The sequence below is a fragment of the Marinobacterium profundum genome (genome assembly GCF_001528745.1).
GTDB lineage: Bacteria > Pseudomonadota > Gammaproteobacteria > Pseudomonadales > Balneatricaceae > Marinobacterium_A > Marinobacterium_A profundum.
Genome location: NZ_BCNS01000108.1, coordinates 1 through 21,440 on the forward strand (window position 1 = coordinate 1; position 21,440 = coordinate 21,440).

At 56.4% G+C, this 21,440-nt stretch carries 17 protein-coding genes; 10 read left to right on the forward strand and 7 right to left on the reverse strand.

Annotated features, from left to right (window positions below; translation table 11 throughout):
* Window positions 1-123: 123 nt before the first annotated feature.
* The 6 genes from MPRO_RS11040 to MPRO_RS11065 form a co-directional block, all read right to left on the reverse strand.
* Window positions 124-501 (reverse strand): gamma-butyrobetaine hydroxylase family protein, encoded by a 378-nt coding sequence (locus MPRO_RS11040; protein WP_067291926.1) that lies wholly within the window; start codon window positions 499-501, stop codon window positions 124-126.
* Window positions 502-582: 81 nt separating this feature from the next.
* The gene (gene hslU / locus MPRO_RS11045) at window positions 583-1,914 is read right to left on the reverse strand and encodes an ATP-dependent protease ATPase subunit HslU (RefSeq protein WP_067291930.1); all 1,332 of its coding nucleotides are present in this window, start codon (window positions 1,912-1,914) and stop codon (window positions 583-585) included.
* Window positions 1,915-1,936: 22 nt separating this feature from the next.
* Window positions 1,937-2,467: an ATP-dependent protease subunit HslV gene (gene hslV / locus MPRO_RS11050; RefSeq protein ID WP_067291932.1), complete on the reverse strand. Its 531-nt coding sequence runs from the start codon at window positions 2,465-2,467 to the stop codon at window positions 1,937-1,939.
* A gap of 280 nt (window positions 2,468-2,747) precedes the next feature.
* Window positions 2,748-3,431: an SPOR domain-containing protein gene (locus MPRO_RS11055; protein ID WP_067291935.1), complete on the reverse strand. Its 684-nt coding sequence runs from the start codon at window positions 3,429-3,431 to the stop codon at window positions 2,748-2,750.
* Window positions 3,432-3,435: 4 nt separating this feature from the next.
* Window positions 3,436-5,196, reverse strand: coding sequence for an arginine--tRNA ligase (argS, locus tag MPRO_RS11060; protein ID WP_067291937.1), 1,761 nt, complete (start codon window positions 5,194-5,196; stop codon window positions 3,436-3,438).
* Window positions 5,197-5,360: 164 nt separating this feature from the next.
* The gene (locus tag MPRO_RS11065) at window positions 5,361-7,571 is read right to left on the reverse strand and encodes a primosomal protein N' (RefSeq protein WP_067291940.1); all 2,211 of its coding nucleotides are present in this window, start codon (window positions 7,569-7,571) and stop codon (window positions 5,361-5,363) included.
* 205 nt (window positions 7,572-7,776) lie between these two features.
* Here MPRO_RS11065 and rpmE point away from each other — a divergent pair, with 205 nt between their 5' ends.
* Together rpmE and MPRO_RS11075 are read left to right on the forward strand one after the other, a co-directional pair.
* Complete coding sequence (rpmE, locus tag MPRO_RS11070; protein ID WP_067291943.1) at window positions 7,777-7,992, forward strand: 50S ribosomal protein L31; 216 nt, start codon at window positions 7,777-7,779, stop codon at window positions 7,990-7,992.
* A gap of 477 nt (window positions 7,993-8,469) precedes the next feature.
* The gene (locus MPRO_RS11075; RefSeq protein ID WP_067291947.1) at window positions 8,470-9,738 is read left to right on the forward strand and encodes a malic enzyme-like NAD(P)-binding protein; all 1,269 of its coding nucleotides are present in this window, start codon (window positions 8,470-8,472) and stop codon (window positions 9,736-9,738) included.
* A gap of 542 nt (window positions 9,739-10,280) precedes the next feature.
* On the opposite strand, the gene MPRO_RS11080 is transcribed toward MPRO_RS11075, so the two are convergent.
* On the reverse strand, window positions 10,281-12,653 hold the full coding sequence (locus tag MPRO_RS11080) for a penicillin-binding protein 1A (protein ID WP_067291950.1): 2,373 nt from the start codon (window positions 12,651-12,653) through the stop codon (window positions 10,281-10,283).
* Window positions 12,654-12,747: 94 nt separating this feature from the next.
* On the opposite strand from MPRO_RS11080, the gene pilM reads away from it, so the two are divergent.
* Genes pilM through MPRO_RS11120 form a run of 8 tightly spaced genes read left to right on the forward strand, consistent with a single transcriptional unit; the run spans window position 12,748 to window position 21,068 of the window.
* On the forward strand, window positions 12,748-13,866 hold the full coding sequence (gene pilM / locus MPRO_RS11085) for a type IV pilus assembly protein PilM (protein ID WP_439646783.1): 1,119 nt from the start codon (window positions 12,748-12,750) through the stop codon (window positions 13,864-13,866).
* Between the two features lie 9 nt (window positions 13,867-13,875).
* Window positions 13,876-14,424 carry a PilN domain-containing protein gene (locus MPRO_RS11090; RefSeq protein WP_067291956.1) on the forward strand — a complete coding sequence of 183 codons (549 nt, stop codon included), beginning with the start codon at window positions 13,876-13,878 and terminating at the stop codon, window positions 14,422-14,424.
* Window positions 14,425-14,426: 2 nt separating this feature from the next.
* Window positions 14,427-15,023: a type IV pilus inner membrane component PilO gene (locus tag MPRO_RS11095; RefSeq protein ID WP_067291959.1), complete on the forward strand. Its 597-nt coding sequence runs from the start codon at window positions 14,427-14,429 to the stop codon at window positions 15,021-15,023.
* Entirely contained in the window at window positions 15,007-15,576 is a 570-nt protein-coding gene (locus MPRO_RS11100; protein WP_245635077.1) for a pilus assembly protein PilP, read from the forward strand. Before MPRO_RS11095 ends, MPRO_RS11100 begins: the two co-directional genes overlap by 17 nt.
* A 19-nt stretch (window positions 15,577-15,595) precedes the next feature.
* On the forward strand, window positions 15,596-17,710 hold the full coding sequence (locus MPRO_RS11105) for a type IV pilus secretin PilQ (RefSeq protein ID WP_245635078.1): 2,115 nt from the start codon (window positions 15,596-15,598) through the stop codon (window positions 17,708-17,710).
* Window positions 17,711-17,727: 17 nt separating this feature from the next.
* Complete coding sequence (aroK, locus tag MPRO_RS11110; RefSeq protein WP_439646784.1) at window positions 17,728-18,246, forward strand: shikimate kinase AroK; 519 nt, start codon at window positions 17,728-17,730, stop codon at window positions 18,244-18,246.
* Window positions 18,247-18,273: 27 nt separating this feature from the next.
* Window positions 18,274-19,362 carry a 3-dehydroquinate synthase gene (gene aroB / locus MPRO_RS11115; RefSeq protein ID WP_067291966.1) on the forward strand — a complete coding sequence of 363 codons (1,089 nt, stop codon included), beginning with the start codon at window positions 18,274-18,276 and terminating at the stop codon, window positions 19,360-19,362.
* 8 nt (window positions 19,363-19,370) lie between these two features.
* Window positions 19,371-21,068 carry an AAA family ATPase gene (locus MPRO_RS11120; protein WP_067291969.1) on the forward strand — a complete coding sequence of 566 codons (1,698 nt, stop codon included), beginning with the start codon at window positions 19,371-19,373 and terminating at the stop codon, window positions 21,066-21,068.
* Window positions 21,069-21,440 lie beyond the last annotated feature (372 nt).

Sequence of the window (21,440 nt, forward strand, 5' to 3'; positions counted from 1 at the left end):
AATAGAACCACTATTCGCCTTAAAAGAGCTCAAAAATTGCCTCAAAACGGGCTTTCCCTCGCGACGATCGGCTAAGCCCGACAGGCTCCTGGCGTCGCGCTGTTGCACAGGGACTCGGCTTTGTTAGCCTCTGGCGATCATGCCACCATCGCGGGAGGCACCGGCGGCTTCGAGCTGACGCAGGTAGTCGTTCCAGTAACGGTCGTAGTCGTGGGCCAGGTCGTAAAGGTATTCCCAGGTAAAGAGGCCGCTGTCGTGACCGTCATCAAACACGATCTTGAGGGCATAGTTGCCGGCCGGCACTACCTGTTTGAGCCCTACCAGTTTCTTGCCGGTTTGCAGCACGCCCTGGCCAATGCCATGGCCGCGCACTTCGGCCGAAGGGGAGTGGACGCGCAGGTATTCGGCGGTGAGCTCGAAGCTGCCATCCGGGTACACCAGTTCCAGCGTGCGTGACTTTAGATGCAAACGGATGTCGGAGGGAAGCGGTACTTCGTTCATCGCACAACCTGTGGCGTTGGGGCGGGACTTTGCCCGTCGCTTTAATTTATTGGAGCAGCGCCGGTGGGCGCTGCGGCCGGATCAGAGAATGTAGTGGCTCAGATCCTGATCCTGGCTCAACTCGGCCAGGTATTTGTCGACGTAGGCGGCATCGATCAGCAGCTTTTCACCGCCCAGGTCAGAGGCCGTAAATGACAGCTCTTCAAGCAGTCGCTCCATCATGGTGTGCAAACGACGGGCGCCTATGTTCTCGGTCTGCTCGTTGACCTTAAACGCCAGCTCCGCGATCCGGGCGATGGCATCGTCGCCGAATTCGATCTCGACGCCTTCGGTCTTCATCAGCTCGCGGTACTGCTCGGTGATGCTGGCGTTGGGCTCGGTGAGAATACGACGGAAATCATCGGGGGTCAGAGCATTGAGCTCGACGCGAATCGGCAGACGGCCCTGCAGTTCGGGAATCAGGTCGGACGGGCGCGCCAGATGGAAGGCGCCCGAGGCGATAAAGAGTATGTGGTCGGTGTTGACCATGCCGTGCTTGGTGCTGACGGTGCAGCCTTCGATCAGCGGCAGCAGGTCGCGCTGTACGCCTTCGCGGGAGACATCGCCGCCGGTTGAGTCGGAGCGCTTGCAGACCTTGTCTATCTCGTCGAGAAAGACGATGCCGTTCTGTTCTACAAGTTCAATGGCGTTTTGCTTGATGTCTTCATCTTTCACCATTCGGGCGGCTTCTTCATCCACCAGCAGCTTGAAGGCTTCCTTCACCGGCAGGCGGCGATGCTGCTTGCGGTCTCCACCGAAGTTGGCAAACATGCTCTGCAGCTGGCTGGTCATTTCTTCCATGCCAGGTGGCGACATGATTTCAACGCCGGCCTTGGGCTGGGCGAGATCGAGTTCGATCTCCTTGTCGTCCAGCTGATGTTCGCGCAACTTTTTGCGAAATACCTGGCGTGTGGCGCTGTCGGTCTTGCTAGGCGCAGGCTCATTGCCCGTGGTGCGGGCCGGGGGCAGCAGGGCATCGAGAATACGTTCTTCAGCGGCTTCCTCGGCCCGAAAGCGCACCTTGTCCATTTCCTGCTCGCGCACCATCTTGATGGCCATATCGACCAGGTCGCGCACTATGGTTTCCACATCCCGACCGACGTAGCCGACTTCAGTGAATTTGGTCGCTTCGACCTTGATAAAGGGGGCGTTGGCGAGCTTGGCCAGCCGGCGGGCGATTTCAGTCTTACCGACCCCGGTGGGGCCTATCATCAGAATGTTCTTGGGAGATACTTCGGCCCGCAGCTCTTCGTTGAGCTGCATGCGGCGCCAGCGGTTGCGCAGTGCTACGGCGACCGAACGCTTGGCGGCATCCTGACCGATAATATGGCGGTCCAGCTCGTGGACGATTTCACGCGGTGTCATGTTGGACATGTCTATTTCCTCGGGTCGCCCGTCAGGCCACGGAATTCAGTTCTTCGATGGTGAGGTTGTCGTTGGTAAAGACGCAGATACCGGCGGCGATTTGCAGGCTCTTCTCAACGATGTCACGGGCCGGGAGTTCGCTGTTGGCGACCAGGGCACGGGCGGCGGACAGGGCATAATTGCCGCCGGAACCGATTGCTATGACGCCATCTTCGGGGTCGATAATATCGCCGCTGCCAGAGATCAGGAAGGTACGCTCCTTGTTGGCGACCAGCATCAGCGCTTCAAGCTTGCGCAGAGCGCGGTCACTGCGCCATTCGCGGGCCAGCTGGGTGACTGCGGTAACAATGTTGCCCTGGTGTTTGTCGAGCTGCTGCTCGAACAGATCGCGCAGGGTGATGGCATCGGCGGTGGAGCCGGCGAATCCGGTGATAACCTGATGCTTGGGCAGCAGGCTGACTTTTCTGGCAGTGCCTTTCATTACGGTGTTGCCCAGCGATACCTGGCCGTCGCCACCAACCACTACCTTGTCGCCCCGACGCACGGATACGATTGTTGTCATGTGCTGCTCCTGAGTAAGCCTATCCCGCAAAGATGGTGCCGCAGCCGCGAAATTCAAGCGTAGCGGGCAAATTATACCCGCTCGCCAGCCGCGTCGCTGTGGTGAGCTACGAACTCGGGTTACGCCAAGCGGCCCTCCTAGGGGGCAGGAGGGCAAAACGCTGTATCGGGATACAGTCAGGGTGAGCAGCACGGGGCAGAGCGGGGAGGCGCTAGCAGGTAAGAATAGGGCAAGCGACCAGGGTGGCGGTACGCTGATGCGCACTGCCACCCTGGGCGATTTACTGCTTTATTTCCATGGGCAGGATGCGCATCTTGGCCATCTTGTTCTGCGCCTTGTTGATGGCGGTGCGACTGTCAAAGGGCCCGGTGCGAACCCGATACCAGGTGCCATTGCTGCCTTCGCTTTTGCTCGTGTGTACATTGGGCAACCCGGCCAGCAATAGCTGGGCGCGCATGCGTTCGGCATCGGCTGGATCCCGGAAGGAGCCGGCCTGCAGCAGATAGCTCTGCTCCAGCTTGGCATCACGCGGTGTTGACTTGTAAGCCTCCACCGTGGGTGTCTGAACCTCACTCTTGGGCAGCATTTCGTAAAAATCGAAACGCGTTTGCGGCTCGGGTGCGGGCTCGCTGCTGTTGATCGATATCTCCTTCACGGCTTCTTTGGGCACCGGAGCCTTATCCAGTTCCGCTGGCTTTGGCGTGGGTTCGGGCTTGGCCGCCACAGGCGCCGGTGCCGGTGCCGGAGCTATGGCCCTGGTCTGTGGTTTGGCGGGGGCCGACTGAAAACTGTTCAGTTGCATCAGGCCATAGGCCAGACCGCCGATCGCCACGACTACCACCAGCGCCAGTGGCCAGGCGCTTTTCTTTTGCCGCGGTGCGGGCCTGGAGGGCGCGCTGTTGCGGCCGCGGCTGGCGCCGCTGTTACGGTTGTTCTTCTGGGCAAAGTCCTTGCGTGACGCCATGGGGTTACATCTGTTCCGGTGCCGACACGCCCAGCAGTTGCAGGCCGTTGGCCAGAATCTGGCGTACCGCCGTGCTCAGGGTCACACGGGCGTTACGCAGATCGGCGTCATCGATCAGCATTTTGTGAGCGTTGTAGTAGGAATGGAAGTCGTTGGCCAGTTCGCGCAGGTAGTTGGCCAGCACGTGGGGTTCGTAGTTGAGCGCCGAACCCTGCAGTACTTCCGGGTATTTGCCCAGTTTGGTGATCAGGTCCTTTTCGTGCTCGGTGTCCAGCAGCCCAAGGTTGGCGAGGCCTGCAGCCTGATCCCAGGACCAGCTGGCTTCATCCAGCTTGCGCAGCACCGAGCAGACACGGGCGTGCGCATACTGAATGTAGTAGATGGGGTTGTCCTTGGACTCGGACTTGGCCAGCTCCAGATCGAAGTCCATGTGCTGTTCGGACTTGCGGGTGACATAGAAGAAACGACAGGCATCGTTGCCCACTTCTTCGCGCAGTTCACGCAGGGTGACGAAGGAACCTGAACGGGTGGACATCTGCACCCGCTCCTGGCCGCGGTACAGTATGGCGAACTGCACCAGTCGCACCACCAGGCGCTCCGGGTCGTAGCCCATGGCTTCCAGCGCCGCTTTTACGCGGGTGATATAGCCGTGGTGATCAGCACCCCAGATATTGACGACCTTGTCGAAGCCGCGCTCGAACTTGTTCATGTGGTAGGCGATATCGGAGGCGAAATAGGTGGTCTGGCCATTGGCGCGACGCACAACTCGGTCCTTGTCGTCACCAAAGTCGGTGGAGCGGAACCAGAGGTTACCTTCTTCTTCGAACAGGTAACCTTTTTCCTGCAGCTTGTTCAGGGCGCTGTCGACATCGCCGGTATGGGTGAGGGAGCGCTCGCTGAACCACTGCTGGTACTGCACGCCGAAACCGCCGAGGTCATCGCGGATATCGCTGAGAATGGAGTCCAGGCCGGCACTGAAAACCTGCTCGTAGCCGTCATCGCCCAGCAGGGCGCGACAGCGTTCGATCAGGGCATCTATGTGCACTTCCTTGTCACCGCCTGCAGGCTCATCGGCGGGGATATCACTGAAGACTATGGCGCTGCTGTGGTGCAGGGTATCGCCCAGGCGCGCGCGCAGGTCAGCGGCGATATCGTGAATGTATGCACCCTTGTAGCCGTTGCTCGGGAAGGCGAAGCTTTCGCCACCGTTTTCGAGGTAGCGCAGCCAGACACTGGTGGCGAGGATGTTCATTTGCCGCCCGGCATCGTTGACGTAGTATTCGCGCTCGACCTGTACGCCGGCGGCTTCAAGCAGATCCGATACAGTCGCACCATAGGCGGCACCACGACCATGACCTACGTGCAGCGGGCCCGTGGGGTTGGCTGAGACGAACTCGACCTGAACACGACCGGCGCTGTTGGCGGGCTGACGGCCATATTCATGACCGGCACTGAGGATGGCGGCTACCACTTGATTGGCAACATCGGCCTTCATGTAGAAATTGATGAATCCGGGGCCGGCAATCTCGGTCTTGGCGAGCTGCGTCGAAGCGGGCAGCGCATCGAGAAGCGCCTGAGCCAGCTGTCGCGGATTTTGTCGGGCAGGCTTGGCCAGCGTCAAAGCAATGTTGGAGGCGAAGTCACCGTGCGTCTTATCACGGGTGTTTTCCACCATGACATTGGTTTGGATATCGGCAGGCAAGGTGCCGTTTGCAATCAGTGTGGCGAGCGCAGAATCGATTAGATCCGCAATATGTTGTTTCATCAGACGTGAGTTACCGGTTCGGATTGGACAAAAATCGACCGCGCATTATCGCCTGTTGACGCCTTATTGTTAAGGGGCACGTAAACGGACTGGCTGGTCAATTTTTTCCAACTACGACCCTATGTGATTGTTTTGGCGATATCAGGCCGAGCGCCGCCGGGTGATTAGTGGTTGTCGATGGGGTCTACATCCAGACTCCAGCGTACCTGCCGGGCCAAGGGAGACTGCTCCAGCAAGGGCGTGATGTTGCTTAGCAACTGTTGCAGGGCGCGCCTGTCGTGACTTTGCAATAGCAGCTGGGCGCGGAAGAATCCGGCACGTTTCTCCATGGTGGCAGGGAAGGGGCCCAGCCAGCTGACAGCGGGCAGGTTCAGCTCGCCGGACGCAAGTGCGCTACACAGAGTGCTCAGAAAGGCTTCGGCCCGGCCGCGGCGGTTGGCTTCGGCGCGCAGCAGTGCGTGGTATATAAATGGAGGCAGGCCGCTTTTCTGGCGCAGCTTGAGCTCCGCCGTGGCGAAGGCCTCGTAACCCTGGTTCACCAGTTGTATCAGCGTTGGATGATCGGCATGGTGTGTCTGCATCAATACCTCCCCCGGACGCTCCGCTCGGCCCGCTCGGCCTGCAACCTGCAAAATTAGCTGGGCGGTGCGCTCCATGCCGCGAAAATCCGCACTGAACAGGCCTGCATCGGCGTCCAGAATCACGACCAGGGTGACGGCTGGGAAATGATGTCCCTTGGCCAGCATCTGGGTGCCGACCAGAATGCAGGGGCGACCATCGTGCACGCGCTCCATTATGTCCTGCATGGCGTTGCGCCGCTGCGTGCTGTCACGGTCGACGCGGATTACATCGGTGTCGGGGAACAGTTGTTGCAGCACGCCTTCGGTGCGTTCCGTGCCGGCACCCTGGGGCTTGAAGTCGGAGCTATGGCAGGACGGGCAGCGGTGCGGGATGGGGCGCTGATGGTCGCAGTGGTGGCAGTGCAGATGTGGCGGCGTACGGTGCAGCGTCATGCGGGCGTCGCAGCGGTCGCACTCGATCACTGTGCCGCACTGGTGGCACATCAGCGCCGGTGAGAAACCGCGTCTGTTCAGAAACAGCAGCACCTGATTGCCCTGTTGCAGCTCAATGCCGATGCGGCGCACCACTTCATCCGACAGGCCGCTGTTGAGCGGTTGCTGGCGAATGTCGTAGAGCTCGAATCCGGGTGGACGGGCGTTGCCGGCGCGCTCGTTCAGGCGCACATGGCGGTAACGGCCGCTATGGGCATTGTGCAGAGTTTCGAGCGACGGCGTGGCCGTGCCCAGTACCAGCGGAATGTTTTCAGCGCGGGCGCGCATCACCGCAAGGTCGCGGGCCGAATAGCGAAAACCATCCTGTTGCTTGAACGAGGTGTCGTGTTCTTCATCGACGATGATGATGCCGGGCGTCTTCAGGGGCGTGAACAGCGCCGAGCGGGTGCCGATTACCACCCGTGCCTGGCCAGAGCGGGCCTGCAGCCAGGCGTCCAGACGCTGACGGTCGGTCATGTTGGAGTGCAGAACCTGGACTTCCACGGCGAAGCGGGAGCGAAAGCGGCTCACGGTTTGCGGTGTCAGGCCAATTTCCGGTACCAGCACCAGCGCCTGGCCACCCTGGTGCAAGATGCGTTCGATGGCCTGTAGATAGACTTCTGTCTTGCCGGAGCCGGTGATGCCCTGCAGCAGGACGGGGTTAAAGCCATCACGCTCGAACACCGCATTCAGCGCCTGTTGCTGTTCTGCATTCAGGGGGAGTACGGACTGGCGCAGCAGTTCTGTGTCAGCGGGAGTTGCAGATGTCGCGCTGAGGGCTGCTTCGCGCTCTTCGATCAATCCCTTGTCACTCAGCAGTTTCTGCTGCGCGCTGCTGTAACCGGCACTGCGAATGGTCGGATTATCGAGACCCTCGGGGTGCTGCAGCAGCCACTCAAGCAGGGCGCGCTGCTTTTTGGCACGGGGTGCTATGGCATCGCTGTTGCTACCCGGCGTCACATGCCAGCGCAGTTGCGGGCTGGGTTGATCGCTCTCGCCCTTGCGCAGCAGAACTGGCAGCGCCTGGTGCAGGGCATCGCCAACGGGATGCTGATAATAGTCCGCGGCCCAGCAGGCCAGCTCCAGCAGGTGGAGTGGCAAGGGCGGCGTCTGATCCAGTATCTCCAGTGCAGGCTTGAGCTTGGCCAGCGGGAACTCGGATGTTTGGGCGACTTCTATCAATACGCCTGTGAGTTCACGGCGGCCAAAGGGCACACGAATACGCACGCCTATAGCGGGAATGGCCTCCAGTCCGCAGGCCGGAGGCAGGTAGTCGAACAGGCGACGCAGGGGTGTCGGCAGGGCGATGCGAAGAATTGTCATGGCGTCGGTGCTGGCTCGGAAGCTCCCTAGTCTAGGCGTAATAGGGGCTCTATTGAAGGGGCTAATTGCTTGCGACCGCACAGGGCTATGCGTATAATCACGCGCCTGGTTACGGTCATAAACCGTGGCATTATTCTATGGAACGAAAGTGCGGTGCCCGGCAGAAATGCTGATCGGGTAGCGGCACAGATTATCGAGGCTTGTGATGAAAACTGGAATCCACCCTAAGTACGAAGACGTTACCGTAACCTGCTCTTGCGGCAATGAGATGAACACACGTTCTACCATGTGCCAGAACATGCACGTCGACGTATGCAGCCAGTGCCACCCGTTCTACACGGGCAAGCAGAAAGACGCCACTACCGGTGGTCGTATCGATCGCTTCAACAAGCGTTTCGGTGGTCTCAAGCTGGCGAAGTAATTCGGCTGAAATTGCCAAGAAATTTTTTGCTAAAGGCACTCCTCTGGAGTGCCTTTTTCGTTTGGGTCTGACGAGTCTGATTAGATCAGGCAAAGGCAGGTTTTGGGCCCCGGTTCGGGTGGGTTCTGTGCCGGTCTGGGCTAGGCGTGCAGCCTGGATTTAACGCGATGACCGGCTGTTTTATTGCGGGATTCCACGGTGATGGCAGTGCTGTTCGGCGTTGAATTGAGGGTGCTGATGCTGTCTTGCATAGGGGCGAACAGCTTATTTTTGACTCAGCATTTTTGAGCTAACTTATTGATAATAAATTATAAAAACACATTAATGACCGTGAATTCCGGGCGTCATTTTAAGCTGCATTGCCTATTCCTGCAGCGTCGATTTCATGTGCTTTGAGGGTTATTGTGGGTATAAGGTGTTTTCTATATCATTCATAACCCCTGCAATCTAATAAATCAGCCTATTGAGCCTGCAACCATGTCTGAGCAATTTAAGAAAGCCGCACTCGATTATCACGAGTTTCCCCGTCCGGGCAAGATCAGCGTAGAACTGACAACCCCCGCCGAATCCGCCCGTGATCTGGCTCTCGCATACAGCCCGGGTGTTGCCGAGCCGGTACGTGAAATCGCCCGTGATCCGGACAATGCCTACCGTTACACCGCCAAGGGCAACCTGGTGGCGGTTATTTCGAACGGCAGCGCCATTCTGGGTCTGGGTAACCTGGGACCGCTGGCCTCCAAGCCGGTTATGGAAGGCAAAGCGCTTCTGTTTAAACGTTTTGCGGGCATTGATTCTGTTGATATCGAAGTCGATGCGGAGAGCCCGCAGGCCTTTATCGATACCGTGGCCCGCATTGCCGAAACTTTTGGCGGTATCAACCTCGAAGACATCAAGGCGCCAGAGTGCTTTGAAATTGAGCGTACTCTGATCGAGCGCTGCAATATCCCGGTCTTCCATGATGACCAGCATGGTACCGCGATCGTTACTGCGGCCGGCATGATCAATGCGCTGGAGATTGCCGGCAAGAAGCTGGATGAAGTCCGCATCGTCTGCCTGGGCGCCGGTGCTGCCGCGTCTGCCTGCATGAAGTTGCTGATCAACATGGGCGCCAAGGTTGAAAACATCTTCATGATTGATCGCAAGGGTGTGATCCACTCTGGTCGTGATGATCTGAGCCCTGAAAAGGCGGTGTTCGCCACTGAAACCGACCTGCGTACTTTGGATGATGCCATCGAAGGCGCCGATGTGTTCGTGGGTCTGTCCGGACCAGACCTGTTCAAGCCAGAGCAGTTGGCCAAAATGGCGGCTACGCCGATCGTCTTTGCCTGCTCCAACCCGGATCCGGAAATTCATCCGGACCTGGCTCATGCCACCCGCAGCGATGTGATCATGGCCACGGGTCGTTCCGACTTCCCGAACCAGGTGAATAACGTCCTGGGCTTCCCGTTCATTTTCCGTGGTGCACTGGATGTGCGTGCCACTGAAATCAACGAAGCCATGAAGGAAGCCGCGGTCAAGGCTCTGGCTGAACTAGCGAAGCTGGAGGTTCCGCAGGACGTGCTGGCCGCCTATGAGCTGGACGCGCTGGAATTTGGTCCGCAGTACATTATTCCCAAGCCGACTGATAACCGCCTGTTCGGTGTTGTATCCATGGCGGTCGCTCAGGCTGCAATCGATAGCGGCGTTGCACGTCTGCCACTGCCCGCGCATTACCCGCTGACAAGTGTTGCTGATCTGTTGAAGTGATCGTTTGGCGGTAATCCAGTTAGTCCGGCGCAAGGCTGTGTCGGATTAACTCGAGGTCCTAGGAGGCTGTCCTAGCCTGTCGAACTTGGCCGATCGTAACGAGGGAAAGACCGATTTGAGGCAGTTTTTGAGCTCTTTTGAGGCGAATAGTGGTTCTATTTAACAAAAAAGAGCACATAAAATGACCAAATTCGGCTTTTCCGCAGTAGGTCAGTGGTAAGTCCGACAGGCTGCTAGAGAATGGGGTGGTTCGCTGAATTCCAGGCTCAGGTTCTGGAGTGACAGAGGAGCCATCCCTTTTTTGTATCCAGGTTCTGGGCGCCAGTTTCAGGCAAGCCTTTGCTCTGCTTTGGTATTGCTGCTGTGCGACAGGGCCAGTACCAAGTGGTGTGGCTCTACCTGCTGATTTCTTCTTTTATTACTCTGCTCTTTTCTTTTGTATCGATATTTAGCCGCAATGTCAGGGTTTCGCCTTGATTGTGTTGCACTGAATCGTGGTTGCAGCTTTGGTGGGGATGCAGGCCTGAGTCGTCGGCCCGGGCTTAGAAAATGTCGTCTGTGGTGATCTGGCCGCCGCTTGCGGCATTTTGGGCGGCTCTGGAGGGGGTGTCCTCGGCGCGAAACACTTCGAAAATGGCATTTTCCTGGCCAGGGTACGCCAGCATGCCGGTGGCCGGATCAATTTTTACCCGTACTATGCCATCAGGTTGTACGGGGCCGTTTTCGGGTGTCTGATCCAGCGCGGTTTCCATAAAGTCGATCCAGATGGGCAATGCTGCTGTGCCGCCAAATTCGCTGCGACCAAGGGGGGCGGGTTGGTCGAAGCCGACCCAGGCGGTGGCGACCAAATCGCGGTTGAAGCCGGTGAACCAGGCATCTTTCTGATCGTTGGTCGTGCCAGTTTTGCCGGCCAGATCGCTGCGCTTCAGGCTGCGTGCGCGAGTCGCCGTGCCTTGGCGAATGACGTCCTGCAGCATGCTGTACATCAGGTAGGCGGTGCGAGGCTCCATGATACGCGGTGCGCTGGGGGATAGTTGTTGGGGTGTGGTGGTGTTTTCAATGTCTTGTGCCTGGCTGCAATCTGCGCAGGCGGGTCTGGCCTGGAAAATAAGGTTGCCGTGCTGATCTTCGATGCGCTGTATAAAGTAGGACGAAACCTTGTAGCCTCCATTGGCAAGAGCGGCGTAGCCGGTGGCGATTTCCATAGGCGTAACGTCGGCGCTGCCAAGCGAAAGCGACAAATTGTGGGGCAGGCGCTGCGGATCAAAACCAAAGCCCTGAATGTAGTCGATGGTAGTCTCGATGCCCACCGCACGCAGCAGGCGAATGGAAACCAGGTTGCGGGACTTGAACAGACCTTCACGCAGTCGTGTCGGGCCGTAGAACTGCTCGCTGTAGTTTTGCGGCCTCCAGTTGCGCCCCAGGCTGGCGTCATGAAATACCACGGGTGCATCGTTGATCAGGCTGGCGGGAGTAAAGCCATTTTCCAGTGCGGCGGCGTAGATGAACGGCTTGAAGTTGGAGCCGGGCTGGCGATAGGCCTGGGTTGCGCGGTTGAATTTGTTCAGGTTGAAATTGAAACCGCCGCTGAGGGCGCGAATGGCGCCATTCTTTGGATCGAGCGCGACGAAGGCGCCCTGGACCTGTGGCAGCTGGCTAAGAGTCCAGCTGTCGGCGTCTTTGTAGATGCGGATAATATCGCCAGTGGCGAGGATATCTGCCGCCTTCTTGGGGGGCGCCCCCATGGAGTTATTGCTGCGGTATTTGCGTGCCCACTTAAGGCCATTCCAGTCCAGAGTAACGCTTTCGCCGCTTTTAAGGCTGGCCTGAATGCTCTTGTCGTCCACCTGGGTGACGATGGCGGGCTCAAGATCGGCATAGCTCGTCATGCTCTCAAGTTTTTGCGCGATGGCATCGGGCGTTAGCGCTGTATTGAGTTGGGACTCCGGGCCTCTGTACCCGTGGCGCGTGCTGTAATCCAGCAGGCCATTTTGCAGTGCATGGGCGGCCTTGGTCTGCAGCTTGCTGTCCAGCGTGGTGTAAATACGATAGCCATCGTTATAGAGTTCTTCGCCAAAGCGCTCGAACAGTTCGCTACGTACCATTTCAGCGACATAGGGCGCATTCAATTCGATGTCCGCACCGTGGTAACGTGCCGTGACGGGGGCAACTGAAGCCTCTTCGAAAGCCTGATCAGAAATGTATCCCAGGCTGTGCATGCGCTGCAAAATCCAGTTGCGCCGCTCGATGGAGCGTTGGGGGTTACGGATGGGGTTGTCGGAGGAGGGAGCCTTGGGCAAGGCTGCGATAGTGGCCATCTGTGCCAGAGTCAGGTCCTGAATGCTGCTGCCGAAATATACGCCGGCCGCCGCTTCGATGCCGTAGGCGCGTTGCCCCAGATATATCTTGTTGATGTACAACTCGAATATTTCTTCCTTGGTCAGTTCCTGCTCAATGCGCAGGGCCAGCAGGATTTCTATAAACTTGCGGTTGAAGGTGCGTTCTCGGCTGAGGAAGAAGTTTTTCGCAACCTGCATGGTGATGGTGGATCCACCGCTCTGAATCTGGCCGCTGGTGGCAAGCTGGAATGCGGCCCGGCTGAGTCCCCTGAAGTCTATGCCGATATGCTCGAAAAAGCGGCTGTCTTCCGCGGCCTGGAAGGCGCGTACCAGGTCGGTCGGGATGCTTTCATAGCTGACCGGTGTGCGGCGCTTTTCGCCAAATTCGGCTATCAGCTTGTTGTCGCTGGAAAAAATGCGCATAGGGGTCTGGAACTCGACTTCACGCAGACTTTCAACGTCCGGAAGTTGCGGTGCAAGGGTGTAATAGACACCTGCGACAGCAAGCAGCGCTATGACGAGTCCGGCTAAAGCCAGCTTTGCAAATATTTTTACCAGCGAAATCAACACGCTCATGCTACCTTTTAACAAACTATTGGTGCTTAGCTGGTAGTATATCGGTTGCATACCCGGAGCCTCTAGCATTGCATAGTTTTATTTTGCTGGGTTTATGGCTAGAGTTGGTGAGTCCGATGAGAAACCCTGCAGTCTGCAAAGGAATACAGCAGTGTTGAGCTTGCTAGGAAACAAATCTGGAGCATGGGTCGGTGTTGACATAGGGTCATCGTCGGTCAAGCTGGTGGCGCTGTCTAAAAGTGGCACCGATTATTCATTAAACTCATACGCAGTGGTGGCGTTACCTGCGTCTACAGTGGTTGATGGCAGTATTCAGCAAATTTCCGAAGTGTCGGATGCGATAGAAAAAGCATTGCGCAAAATAGGGATGAAGCTGAATTCAGCGGTAACGGCGGTCCCTTCCTCGGCAGTGATTACCAAGAAACTGCAAATAAGCAACGTTTTTGATGAGTTCGAGCTGGAAGAACAGGTCAAAATCGAGGCAGATCAGTTTATCCCCTATCCGCTGGATGAGGTTGCACTGGATTTTGAAGTGATAGGTCCGGTAGAGGGCGTCGCTAATCTCAACGATATACTTGTGGTGGCCTGCCGCCGGGGGGATGTCGAACAGCGGGAAGAGGCCATCAATGGTGCCGGTCTCAAATGCGAGATCATCGACGTTGATACCTACGCCATGGAACGGGTCTATCCGTGCCTTGTGGGTGATTCGGTCAAGCCTGGCGAGTTGGTGGGATTGGCTGATGTCGGTGCCTCGACTCTGACGCTGAATGTCTTCAAAGATGGTGCCATTATCTACAGTCGCGAGCAGGCCTTTGGTGGCGATGATCTGGTAAATGCGATTCAGCAGCAGTACGGCATGCCAGCAGCTGAAGCCGAACAGGCGTTGCGACACAATGAGTTGAGCGACGATATTCGGGAAATGCTGGTGATGCCATTTCGCCAGACGATTGCGCAGCAGGTCTCGCGATCCATGCAGTTTTTTTATTCCTCCGGTGTGCAGCAGCAACTGGCACAGCTGATTATTGCCGGTGGCGCTGTATCAATAGATGGCATAGAGTCGCTGATGGAAGCGGAAGTGGGTATACCCACCGTTGTTGCAAATCCGTTTGCGGCAATGAAAGTCAGCCCCAAGCTCAACAAGCAGCGATTAGAGGCTGAAGCTCCCCTGCTAACGAAAGCCTGCGGGCTTGCGATGCGCTCATTTGATCAATAGGGATAACGTATGGCGCGGATTAACCTACGACCATGGCGTGAAGAGCGAAATGCCGCACGGCAGAAGCAATTCATTACCAATTTGTTATTTACCGCCATTATGGCCGGCGTAGTATCTTTTGGTATTAGCTACTATTTTGACGTTCAGATGGATCGCCAGCAGGCTCGCAATAATTATCTCAAGGTTGAAATAACCAAGCTGGACGAGAAAATAAAAGAAATACGGGAGTTGGAGCGGCAACGCGAACGCCTGCTCGAACGGCTTAATGCCATCCAGGAGCTGCAAGGTAACCGTCCACTGGTAGTACGTTATTTCGATGAGCTTGTGCGGGTTTTACCGGACAAGCTTTATTATTCCTCCGTTTCTCGCAGTGGTAACAGTGTTGCGGTCAATGGCCTTGCGGATCAAAACAGGGATGTATCCAATCTCATGCGAGGCATGGACTCTTCCATCTGGTTTGGTGAGCCCAATCTGTCACAGGTCAAAAGTGCCGGCGCCGTGCGCCAGTTCAACCTGAGCGTACCCCTGACTAAACCCAAAGAAGATGGAGGGCAATAATAATGAATGCCCTAAGTAATGCCTTCAAGGGTTTCGATATCAATAATGTTGATGTCAATGAGGCCGGTAACTGGCCTGTAGGCGTCAAGGTCATTGTGTATGTATTGCTGTTCAGCGCCTTGGTGGGGGCGGCAATTTATTTCCATGTAAACGACCAGTACATAGGTCTTGAGCGGGAAATGGCCAAGGAACCCTCGATAAAGAAAGAATTCCAGAACAAGGCTTTCCAGGTGGCGAACCTGCCTGCACTGCGCAAGCAGATGGCGGACGTAGAGGGGCGCTTTTCCGAACTCTTGACCCAGCTGCCGACGGATAAAGAAGTGCCGGGTCTGCTGGAAGATATTTCGGATATAGGGCGTGGCGCCGGCTTGGCGATCAACAGCATAGCGCTGCAGTCGGAGCGCAAGAGCAAATTCTATATCGAGCTGCCCATAAATATTTCTGTTGCCGGTACTTATCATGAGCTGGGGCAGTTTGTCAGCGGCGTGGCGGCAATAGATCGAATAGTGACATTGCACGACTTCAAGGTAAGTCCGGGCAGTGGCTCTTTGGTGATGACAATCCAGGCGAAGACGTATCGTTATGATGACACCAAATAAGCACGCCGCTGTCGCTGGCAGCACCGTCAGGGCTGGGGTTTTGCTCCTGCTCGCAACCCTTGTCAGCGGTTGTATCTGGGTGGAAGATACCGCAGATCTGCGCTCCTACGTGCAGCAAACCCAGGCTAAACCTCCCGGGAAAATAAAGCCTCTACCCGAATTCAAGTCCTACGAGGCCTTTATTTATCAGGGTGCCAGCCTGCGTGATCCATTCCAGCCGCTGATCGAGCTGGTGGTTGAAGAGGATCAGGGGCCTGTATCTGATTTGAAGCCCGATACTGACCGCCCTAAAGTCTATCTTGAGTCCTTTCCCATTGATGGCCTGAGCATGGTGGGAACCATCACCAGTCTCGATGGTGGGAACCTCTGGGCATTGCTGAAGGATCCCAAAGGTGAAATTCACCGCGTGAGTAACGGGGATTTTATCGGTCTGGATTATGGTCAGGTGCGGGAGGTGTCCGAGCTGGGCCTTGAGCTTGTGGAAATTATTGAAAATGGTCGGGGGGGCTGGATGAAGCGCCCGCGCGTGATTGCCTTGCCTGAAGAAGAATGATCAAAGGACAGCTAGGGTTATGAATATATACAGCATATGCAAGGATAACTCCGTGTCGCGGGGTCTTGGGTGGCAGTTATTGCTGATACTGGCATGTTGTCTGATTGCGCTGCAGGTGCGGGCCGAAAGCGTGATGCTGAAGGACTCATCCTTCGTCGCCTTGCCGGGGCACAAGCTGGAGGTGCGGCTGGATTTTAATATGCCGCCGCCGTCCCCCAGGGCCTACGTGATCGACAGCCCGCCGCGCCTGGTGCTGGATCTTGCCGGCGCGAGCAATGACCTGGGTCGACGTCAGCTGGACATCAAGACCGGGCAGGTCGACAGTCTGAATATGGCTGAAACTGGTGGGCGCTTGCGCATCGTTGCCAATCTCAATGAAATGGTGGACTACCAGACCTATACCGAAGGTAACTCACTCTTTATGGTGTTTGGCGGTTCCGCAGGCGCGCTGGCTTCGGGGGCATTGCGCGATCGTTCAGCAAAAACGGTGCAAAGCTCCAGGCCTGAAGCAAGCACTGCGGGCACACGAGTGCAGGGTATTGATTTTGAACGCATGGATGGCGGGCTCGGTCGCGTGCTGATTTCGATGTCTGATGACAAGTCTGGCCTTGATATTATTGAAGAAGGCAATAACGTTGTTATCAACCTGCTGGGTGCCTCCCTGTCTGGCTCGCTTGAACAGCGTGTCGATGTGCAGGATTTCGCCACGCCGGTCATGTTTATCGATGCCATGAGTAGCGGCGCCAACACCACTATTCTGGTCAAGCCGGGGGCTTCTCCCTATGACTACATGGCCTATCAGACCGGTAGCCAGCTGGTGCTCGATTTCCGCCCAGTTACTTACGCCGAAGATGAGAAGCGCAAGAAGGAGCGTTTCCCCTTTACCGGTAAGAAACTAAGTCTGAATTTCCAGAATGTGGATATTCGCTCGATTCTGCAGGTCATCGCAGAAGTCGCCGAGATGAATCTTGTGGTTAATGATAACGTCGACGGCAACATTACCCTGCGACTGAAAGATGTCCCCTGGGACCAGGCGTTGGATCTGGTACTCAAAACTAAGGGCCTGGATCAACGGACCGTGGGTAATGTAATGCTGATCGGACAGGCTGCCGATATCGCTGAGCGCGAGCGGGCTGAGCTTGAAGCGCAGAAACAGGTGAAAGAGCTGGCGCCGCTGGTAACCGAATTCATACAGGTGGATTTTCGCAAGTCCTCTGAAATGAAGTCCCGTGTCGAGCAGGCCAAGCTGGTTTCCGAGCGTGGCTTTATCATGTCAGACGATGAAACCAACGTGCTGATGGTGCGTGAAACCGCGGCTCAAATCGAAGACATTCGTGATACACTGCGGCGCTTCGATGTCGAGGTGGCGCAGATTCTGATTGAAGCGCGCATCGTATCGGCGTCCAATGATTTCCAGAAAGACTTGGGGATTCGCTGGGGTGCATCGGCGGTAGAGAATCGCAAGAACAGCAGCTTCGTTATAGATGGTGGCGCCGGGTCTGTCACGGATGCTGGTTTGTCCAGTACCAACATTACCGGTAATATCACGGATTCGAATCTGATGGTGGATCTGGGTGTTACGCCGCAGTCCTCCATTGTGTTCAGTTATATTCGCGATAACTTCCTGCTGTCGGCCGAGCTGTCTGCGCTGCAGACCGAAGGCAAGGCGGAAATCGTCTCGCAGCCCAAGGTTATTACGACCAATGGCAAACCTGGGCTGATCGAGTCCGGGGTGCAGATTCCGTACCAGACAGTGGAAGATGGTGAGGTCAGCATCCAGTTTGAAGATGCAACTCTGAAGTTGCAGGTGACACCACAGCTGAATCCAGGGGATCGCATTACGCTTGATCTGGATATCACCCAGGACTCTGTCGGTGCGGTACTGCCCAACGGTGAGGTGTCGATCAATACCAACCAGCTGACCACAACGGTCAATGTGGCGGATGGCGATACAGTGGTTCTCGGTGGGGTCTTCCGTAACGAGACAGTAAACAACTTGAGCAAGACGCCGCTGCTGGGAGACCTTCCGGTGATAGGCAGCCTGTTTCGCAAGCGTGAACAGTCCAACACCAAGACGGAACTGTTGATCTTTATTACGCCGAAGCTGATCAGGGAGTCTCTGGCAGTTCAGTAATCGGGGTTTGGTACAACTTGAACATCTTTCTTATTGGCCCTATGGGAGCTGGAAAAAGCACCATAGGGCGTCTTCTTTCTCACGAGCTGAATCTGGAGTTTATCGACAGTGACAGGGAGATAGAGGCCCGTGCTGGGGCGAATATTCCCTGGATATTCGATGTTGAGGGTGAGGCAGGCTTCCGTGAGCGGGAAGAGTCCGTCATTCACGACCTTTGCGAACGTGACAACATCGTGCTGGCGACCGGCGGTGGTGCTGTTATCCGTGAGGCCAATCGTGCTGCGCTGCAGTCCCATGGTGTTGTCATTTATCTGCATACCACTGTTGAGCAGCAGCTCGAGCGCACGGCGCGGGACAAGAATCGCCCGCTGTTACAAACCGAGAACCCCGCCGAGACTTTGCAGCAGCTGCTGCTTCAGCGTGATCCACTCTACCGGCAGACCTGTGATATAACCCTGCATACTGACAGGCGCCATCCCAAGGCGGTCGTCTCTGAGATTTTTCGTCAGTTGTCCAAGCTCGGCCTGGTCAGGTGACTCTTTCTACACAGGAGTAATTTGCGGGTGCAAAATTTAAGCGTCGATTTGGGTGAGCGCAGTTACCCCATTTATATTGGCGAAGGCTTGCTGCAGCAAAAGCTGCTCGAGCCCTACATCAGCGGCCGCCAGGTCTGCATTGTGACGAATGAAACTGTTGCTCCGCTCTATCTGGCGACAGTTCAGCAGGCGCTGCAGAACTATCAGGTTGATACGCTGATCCTGCCCGATGGCGAACAGTATAAAACCCTGGAACATCTCAATACGATTTTCGATCATTTGCTTGAACTGAGACACAATCGCACCACCACGCTGATTGCACTCGGTGGCGGGGTGGTGGGTGACATGACCGGCTTTGCCGCGGCCTGCTATCAGCGGGGTGTGAATTTTATTCAGATGCCGACCACGCTCTTGTCCCAGGTGGATTCATCTGTAGGCGGCAAGACTGGCGTTAATCACCCTAAGGGCAAAAACATGATTGGGGCCTTCTATCAGCCCCAGTGTGTGTTGATTGATACCTCGGTGCTAACCACCCTGCCTGTGCGGGAGCTATCTGCGGGCCTTGCCGAGGTGATCAAGTACGGCCTTATTTATGATGCCGCGTTTTTCGACTGGCTTGAGTCCATGATGCCGCGTCTGGTCTCGGGGGATATCGACTGCCTGGCCAAAGCCATATACCGCTCCTGTGAAATCAAGGCAGAGGTGGTAGCTCTGGATGAGAAGGAATCCGGCATACGGGCCTTGCTGAATCTGGGTCATACCTTTGGGCATGCCATCGAAGCGAATCAGGGCTATGGCAACTGGCTGCATGGGGAGGCAGTGGCGGCGGGAACGCTCATGGCCGCTGATCTTTCTCGTCGGCTTGGCTGGCTGAGTGATGCGGACCTGGAGCGCATCAGGGCGATTCACCTTGCGGCCGGGCTGCCAGTGTTGCCGCCTGCGAACATGACGGAAGATGATTTTCTGGCGTTGATGGCGGTCGACAAGAAGGTGCTCGATGGTCAGCTGCGCCTGATACTGCTCGAAGCTGTGGGAAAAGGCATTGTGACATCCGAGTTTGCGCCTGAGCTGCTGATCGAAACCCTGACCTCGCAACTGGCGCTGGCACGGCAGTGAATGGAGATATGCGCCAGCAGATAGCAGCAGGAGTGCCAGCGGCCTCTTCCTCGCCCTATGTTGGCGACAATAGCGTTGAATATTTTGAGCCGCCATCGCGCCTGCAGTTGCTGGATAAGCTGCATCATCTGGTGCGCTTTTCCGATTTTCTACTGGTTGTTCAGGGTGATGCCGGTAGTGGCAAAAGCAGTTTGCTGCGACAGTTGAGGCCTCAGACTGGCGACGGGCGTTTGTGTCACCTGGTGCTGCAACAGGCGACGGGTGCCTCGACATTGCTGCGTCTGTTGGGCGAAGGCTGTGGCCTGGATGTTTCCGATTGCGAGACCGATGGGCATTTGCTGGAGCTGATTCACAGGGAAGCGCAGTATGCCAGGGATGCCGGTATGCAGTGGCTGCTCGTGGTGGATGATGCCGACAGGCTGGACAATGATGCACTGGAATTGCTGGTCAATCTGCAGCGTGCCGGTATTACGTCTATACGCACAGTACTGGCGGGGCGCGACATAGTGCAGCGCCTGCAAACGACTGGCCTCGCCCAGGAGCTGGAGGGGCGAATGCACCGGGAGTCCCTGCAGCCATTTAGCGATGATGAAGCGGGCGATTTTATACGCCTGCGTTATCCGGCACTGGAAGTGCTGGATAGTCGCAAGCTGCAGCAGCTGGTCAACAGCAGCGACCGGATGCCTGGTTCTCTGGAGCTGCTTGCATCCAAGGCTCTGCGGCTGAAGTCGCCAATGCCGGCTAAATTGCCCCGTGCGCGGCGGGACAAATCAGGGTTGGTGCTGGGTGGAGCCTCCCTGATGCTGGTTGTTATTGTCGCCATGGCAGGCTGGATTTACTGGCAGCCGGAGTCCACCTCCGGTATCAGTGAGCGGGTGTCCGTACCTCTGGCCGTACCTGTTATTGCGGCGTCTGTGGATCAGCCGGTAATGCCAATTAATGTTATTGAAGCTCGTCCGCAGTTCACTGAACAGTTAAGGGTTCAGGTTAAGGATGCTGTGTTGCCTGCAGCGTCTGATGCCGACCGGTCTGATCGTCAGGATCTTGACGTGCTGGTCGATTCGACCAGGCCCGCAGTGCCGGTATTTTTGCCGGCATTAAGTGCGCAGGACTTATTCCCTGATACTCGCGAGACGATTCCCGTTACTCAGGCTGTTGCTCAGCCCGCTGTGCGGGGCTCAGCGCAGCCGAATGCAGACTTGGTAGAGGTGATTGTTGCGGCCGAACCGACTTTAGCGCCCAAGCCTGAGCCAGGTATGGTTGAAGTTGCCGCTCGGACTCCGCCCTCAAGTGCCGTAAAAGAAAACGCTGTTAAAGAAAGTATTGTAAATGAAAGTGCTGGCGCGAAGCCATTGGCTGCGGCGGCTAAGAGCGCGGCTACGGCCTTGCCTCAGGTTGTCGAAATGGATGGAGGGGGTGAGCTGCTGAGCTGGCCGGACAAAGGCTATACGCTGCAGCTTCTGGGGGCGCGCCAGTTGGAGACCGCGAGGGGGTTTATCGCTGATCAGCAGGATCCTGCCGCCTTTCACTATTTTTCCACGCTCTACAAAGGCAAGCCGTGGCACGTGGTGATTATTGGCCGTTTCGGCAGCCGAAAAGAGGCCAGTGCCGGGGTACAAGAGTTGCCAGCGTCACTGCAAAAGCTCAAGCCCTGGGCGCGCAGCATACAAAGCGTAAAGGCGGATATCCGCAAGGTGCCGCGCTAAATCGTTACGCCTGCGAGCCCAATCGGCTTTGGCGTGGGTAGTTTATTCGTGCTTTTGTCCGGGCTGCCTGATACTTTCGTTGATGTCTTTTCGGTGGTTGAAATGCTGCGGCGCAGTAATTAGCGCCTGCTGATTTATTTGTTTAATTTCCCGTTATTGCTGCTTTTTGTGTAGGCTGGTATAGCTGCAAGTGTGACGGTAGCGTTATTTTGCTGCATGTGCGTTATAGTGTTGGCTGTCAAAAAAGATCAAGTGAACTGGTTGTTATTGCCGCATTCTGTAGAGGCACCGCTCGCTTGAGACGAAGTTTTTGATACCGCAGGGCATTGCGCAAAATTTGTACCGAAGTACGCGGCTGTGTAGAATGATCCT